Genomic DNA, 6,379 nt, shown 5'->3' with positions numbered 1-6,379 from the left:
TAAAAAATCATGTTGATGTTCGAGCTGTTATGACTCGAACGCTAAATCCAGGTCGTCAAACAAACCCGCAAGTGCTTCGTCGACGGCTGATTCGTCCTTGTCCGAGCTCGTCGAATCGACCAGTTGGTCACCGGCCGAGTCGACCATCGCAGAATCTAACTGCAACCCTGCAGTCAGTAGGGCGTCAGTTGTTGCGGTTGCCGAAACGGCTTCCGCATCCGACGACGAATCTTCGCCATCATCGTTGGACGAAAGCGTCGACGTTACACTTGGCAAGAAGTCTGAAGTCGCCGAGACGTAGCTGGTCGATCCCAGTCCCGACAACGAACTAACGACTTGCTCACCCTGTGCACCGCTTCGGATTCGTCCGAGTGCGTTGACCACCAACAAAGCGTCAAGCACCGAGACCACGCCGTTACCGTCAACGTCGTAGAAGTCTGGTGGAGGCGTACCGATTTGCGAAACAGGAACCGAACCGGTACTGTCGCCACGTCGTGCGATCAGGTTAATAATCCGCAACGCGTCGATCGGCGAAACGAATCCGTCAGCGGTAACGTCGGCTTCGAATCCGCCGATCGGGTTCTGGTATTGCGATCGATTCAAAGTCAACGTCACGGTGCGAACCGCACTCACGTTGTTGTTCGAATCGATGATGCGATAGCTGAACGTATCGGTTTCGCCAACGCTTCCAGAACGGTTGTTGTAGACGAACGTTCCGTCGGCATTGATTTCCAAGTCGCCCTTGGTCGGCATGCTTTCGATCGGCAGGATAACCTGAATCGAATCACCATCTGGATCGAAGTCGTTTGCCAAAACTCCATCGGAAGGATTCAAGCGACGAAGCGTCGAACCGATCGGCAAGTTGTAGGCGTCGTTCGCCGCACGCGGTGCATCTTCGACCGGGTTGACCGTTAGTGTGAAACGGTCGTTCACACGGAATTCGCCATCGGTCGCTTCGATTTCGATTTCGACCGAGCCGTTCTGGTCTGGCTTCGGCGTGATCTTCATTTCGCCATTCTGGTCGATCTCGATCGATTCGATCAGCGGATGATTCGCGATATCTTCGGCGGTCGGACGGTTCTGAGACCCGAGACGCGTGATCGTGTACGTCAGTGTGTCATTGTCGGGATCGACAAAGACGTTACCGAGTTGGCGAATCACATCGTTGTCTTCGTCGATAACCAATGTTCCCAGACGCTGGTTGATCAGCGGCGAGTCGTTTTCATTGACGATCGTGACAGTGATGTCCTGAGTGGTGCTGATCGAGCCGTCGGAAGCTGTCACGGTCAATGTGACTTCGCCGAACTGAAACGCCTTTTGTGTCAGCGTCAAAGCACTGTCATCCAAGTCGACATCGACGATGTCACCGTTGGGATCACTGCTGACGACGGTGAAAGTCAAAGGATCGCTTTCTGGATCGGAGAACCAGGAATCGAGCACGAACGAGGTCGAAACGTTGTTCGGTTTCGCTTCCAACAATTCGATATCCGTGATCGGTCGGTTGGACGTGTCCTTTTCTCCGCCGACGCCTTCGAACACGGGTGCATCGTTTTCGCCGCCAACGTCGATGGTGACGGTTCCAATCGATTCCGCATCATCACTGTCCGCGACGCGGTAGGTGAAAGAATCCAGTCCGCTGTACAGGCCAGGTGGCGAGTACAACAAAGCGCCATTGACGAAGCGGACCATACCGCCACGTTCCGTTGTGATCGGCTCATCGAACTGATCCATTGGCAGATACAGCGTTTGGTTAAACGGAGCATCGATTTCGTTCTGTGGTCCCGGACGATCGTTGTCCAAGATCCCGTCAAACGTCTGCCCGTCGCCGCGTACCGCGATGACCAAATTGGTATCTTCCATCGCGTTGAAGAAGTCTGGGGCCGCGATTGGTGGATCGTTGACCGAGTTGATCGAGATCGAAATCGTGCCTTGCTTGTCGGCAACCCGCGAGGTTTGCAACGTTCCGGGAACGTCCGCCACGCTGTAGTTGAACGAATCTGGCACGGAACCGTTGTAGTTCACCGGTGGTGTGTAACGGACGGAGCGACCACCTGGCAGGATTTCCAAGATCCCGCCAAGCGACGACACCGCTTCGCCACCGTTGATGCTGCTAACCGATTGGAAAATCAACAGTTGATCGCTTTCGTTTGCTGGTCCGGCGACGTAGTACGGGTCGATCAGATCTTCGGCAGTAAAGATCGTGACTTGATCCTCGTCGACACTGACCGACTGTGACACGTTTGAGGTGGCAGCGAACGGCTGGTCGTTCACAGGAGTCACCGTGATCGTCACGGTCAACGGCGTTTGACTGACCAAGTTCGCTTCGGTGTTGGTCGGCTTCACATCCGTCAAGCGAACCGTGAAGACTGCTTGACCGTTGAATTCGGCCTCTGGAACGAAGGTGAACGTACCGTCGGACGAAATGCTGAGTTGACCGGCAACTTGTCCGTCGGTGGTCAGCGTACGAACCCCAGTGTCCTCGGAGTAGATCGCGACTTGGTCACCATTGGGATCAACGATGCCTTTCAACAGGCCGTCGTCTGCGGTGCTCGTCGTCGACGTGCCGTCACGATCGAGGGCCAACAGAGCACCGTCCTCTTGAACGTTGAACTGTCGCGTCGACTGGCTTGGTGTCAGTGTCGGCGGTGCATCCGGAACCAACAGAACGCGGTAATCTTCGACTTCACCGCTCTGGGCCAAACCGGCCGGGCCGAGTCCGCCTTCGCGTGACACACGGAACCGTGCGTACGTTTCGGTGGCAGTGTTCGGCGGAGTCGCGAAGGAAGGAACAGTGATATTGAAAGTCCGTTCGACCGGTGAGCCGGTATCAACGAACATCGCACTCGATTCCGTTCCGGTAATGACCTGCTCACCGATGTCATCCCAGTCGCCGTCCGCGTTGAAGTCGATCCAGGCTTGCAGGATACCGGTGCCAGTCACGCTGACCGTAATCGGCGTCATCACCGACTTGCTGAAGTTCCCGTTCGGATTCAATGCGCTGGTAAAGCGTACGCCGTCTTCGTCGTCCGAGAAGACCCAGACTTGGTCCCCTGAGATTTCGACGCCGGCCGCATCCAGTCCAGACTCGAGAACAGCCGCGCGAATTGCTTCGGTGATTCTGTCGACCGAATTAGCATCCCCCGGTTCGACGGCGATCGCATAGTGATCTTCGGCAAAGATCCCGTCCAAGTCGAATTCGAGAGTGACCTCACGGTCGGCGATGCCCAGTGTCACGGTATCACCGTCACGGGTTGTACCGTCGACATTCTGCAAGACTTCGATCGCCGCGTATCCATCACCCAAGCTGGTCGCAAAGAGCTGACCAACCGAAGAAACGGACGCAATCAAGTCATCGCCATCAGCCGCCTCTGTGACTTGAGCGTCTGGTTCCGCGTCGATACGTGAACCCAGGGTCAAATCACCAGTCACGACGTGACGTGCACCATCGTTGCTGATCAAGCTTGGATAGTGACCATCAATCAGACCACGTGGATCCGGAGCGTCACCGAAGTCCAACGGGATACCCGGCATCAGCAAGGTAAATTGCGTGGTCGTGTCATCACGATTCGATGCCAGATTGTTGCCCGCCAAGTCTTTAATCGCTGGCAGGTAGAAGTTCTTGATCGGACCGTCGATACGCCGTGCGTTCTCGATGAACAAGGTCGCCCCACCACGATTGACTGCGGTCAGCGGTGAGCTGCTCGGCAGGTTGTTGATCGCGGCCAGAATCGCACGATTGATGATCTCTGGCGAGTCGGCAGGCGACAGCGAAACGGCATTCGCACCGCCTGGGACCCCAGTCAAGATCACGGACGCAGCACTGCTCACATCGACGGTGGTTCCCGCGACGTCGTTCAGTTCGACACGGCCTTCTGGTGTGACCTGCGGATCGACGTTCAAGCCGCCAGGATTGCTGCTGATTGCAGCCGCCAAGCTGTTCGCGACATCGACCGGAGTACTGGTTGGCTGGAATGGAACCGGAATGTGTCCTTGACCAACTCCACCGCCGTTGACCACCGATTCAAATTCGTAGGTGACCGCAATGCCGCCTTGGCGGATCGTGATCGATTCGCCATCGCTGACGATTCCACGACGTGCTGTGAATGAGCTGCCAGCCGTGTCGACGCGGTTCGATTGAATACGGCCGAGCGAAATCAAGCCAGTTCCGGTTGCCGCAGCATTCACTCCGGTCGTCGAACCGTTGATCGCAGCGACGATTGCACTGGTAACGGTTTGTTGATCAGCGAAACGTGGGATCGCAACCCGAACCGCGGACGGATCGGTCAGGATGCTGTCGGTGTCGATTTCGAAGTTGATCACCAGACCATTTGGATCGGTGATCGTAAACGATTCGCCTTCCAGTGGTGTCGTGAACGGAACTTCCAACAGGAGCGGTCCAAAGACTTCCAAAGTCGAAACGCCCGTCACACCTGGCGACCCGGCAACTCGGAATGGAGTACCGGCGGCGTTGATCAGCAAATTCTCTTCACCACCAAGCTGCAACACTCCGCCACCGACTGCCATCACACCTTCGTTTGGCAGTCCGGCGATCGACTGTGACTGGATCGCCGCGGCGAACAATTCGCTCAGTTGGTCAGCCGTTGTTTCGCGAGTGATATCGATGGCGATTCGACCAGCAGTCACGCCGTCGTTCATCGTCCCGCCCGCTCCGTCTGGCTCGTCGGTGCGGTTGACCTCGAAGACGACAGGGGTTCCGCCATCATTCGGCGTGACCGTGATCAAGTCACCGTCATCTGGAGTACGGCTTAGCCCGACTGCACGCAATCGGCCACTCGATACGGATGCCGAACCGCTATCTGGCAAGCCCAAGAAGATCTGGCGTCCGATGACTTCCGGGGTCAGTCGCAAGTTCGAACCTTGAATCGCTGCGACGATCGCCGCTGCGGTCAATTGGCTGTTCAACGCGGCGCCGCCCACTGGCGAAATATCAATCGGAATGTTGCCGGCCGCCGCTGTGGTGTTTACATCGACAAACTCGAACGTCGCAGAGACGTTTCCGTCGTTGATGGTGAACGTGTCACCGACAATCACGCCGCCGATGTCAGATCCCGCAGGCGGAACTTCCAAGGCCAGCGTTCGCGGTTCAATCAACAAACCGCTCGTTCCAGCGTCAACGGTCTTGCCCGCTTCCGCTCCGATGTAAATTCGCCGACCTTCGGCCCGAACGTCAACGTCCAACTGGAAGTTCGGGTTATTGGACGCAGCGATGATTGCCGTGCGAATGTTCTGTGCAATCTCGGCAAGATAAATCTCACGAGCCGCCGAATCGATCGGCGTCGGTGTGGTCGGCAACGTCACTGGAATACTGCCGGGAACCGTGGTTCCGTTGGAATCCATTTCGAACACCAGACCGTCCAGGGTGAACACGCCACCATCGATCAGTCCGCCTTGGTTCGTACCTTGGCGTGGTACTTCCAGGGTCAAGACTTCAGGCATGTTCAACAAGTAGCCTGTTTCGAATTCGAAGATCACAGTTCCGCCGTCGGAATCGATCACAGAGATCTGATCGCCGTCGGCCAAGTTTCGTGCTTCGGGTGCAACCAGAACCGAACGGTCGCGGTTGTTGAGTTCGATTCGATAAGCTCGGTCATCTCGCCATACCCCGGCCAAAGCACGGAGCGAGATCACGCCGCTCGTCTCGTCATAGCTGAACGAGTAGTCAACGCCTTCTTTCAGCAACCGTTCGTTCTCGAACAGCGTGATGTTGGCACCACGATCTCGCAGTCCGTCGATCGGCGGAACCAAAATCGTCGTTGGGTCAATGCCATTTCCGACGAACGGATTGGATTCATCACCCAAGTCCTGGACCAGGACACGGAACTCGGTGAAGGTCCCGTCTTCGCGGCTTACAAAGCTGATCGCCGGATCGGTATCCGTCATCGCGAAGTCATTGTCCAACGGCGTTTGCAGACTAGCGACTGGGCCGACAAAGTCAGCTCGGTCAAGTGCACCGCGGTCTTTGAAGACGTTCGCACCAATACCCGATGGTGGCGCCATCGTGGGTTCGTCGGCACGCAATTGGCCGGAATAATCACGTTGCGGCGCCGCGATGACTCGCGTCGGAATATCAAGTTGGTCGTTCAAGACCACCAATTCAACGAGTGGTTCGATCGCGTCGACAGCACTGTCGATGATGTTCGAATTAGCAGCTGGGCGGAACCGTCCGGCCGCACCGTCTTCCAACAGGTCATCACCAACAAACGTCACGAAATCACCAGGCGACTGGCCAGGCGTTCCGGGCTGTCGGACGACAAAGTTAAAGTCCGAGTTGCCGCCTGCCACATTGCTTGGGCCGGTTCGCAGGTCAGTCGAAAGCCCGGTATCAAGAGCGAAGTTATTGTTGACGAAACCGCCGAAA

General features: G+C 56.5%; 1 protein-coding gene. It reads right to left on the bottom strand.

All coding sequences use genetic code 11. The annotated features are described in order from the left end of the window. Positions 1–27: 27 nt before the first annotated feature. Positions 28–2,961 (bottom strand): tandem-95 repeat protein, encoded by a 2,934-nt coding sequence (locus CGZ80_RS29175; RefSeq protein ID WP_409994528.1) that lies wholly within the window; start codon positions 2,959–2,961, stop codon positions 28–30. Positions 2,962–6,379: the final 3,418 nt, after the last annotated feature.

Source organism: Rhodopirellula sp. MGV (assembly GCF_002251265.1).
Classification (GTDB): domain Bacteria; phylum Planctomycetota; class Planctomycetia; order Pirellulales; family Pirellulaceae; genus Stieleria; species Stieleria baltica_A.
The sequence above is the reverse complement of the archived record's forward strand: the minus strand, read 5'-3'. Positions and strand labels throughout refer to the sequence as shown.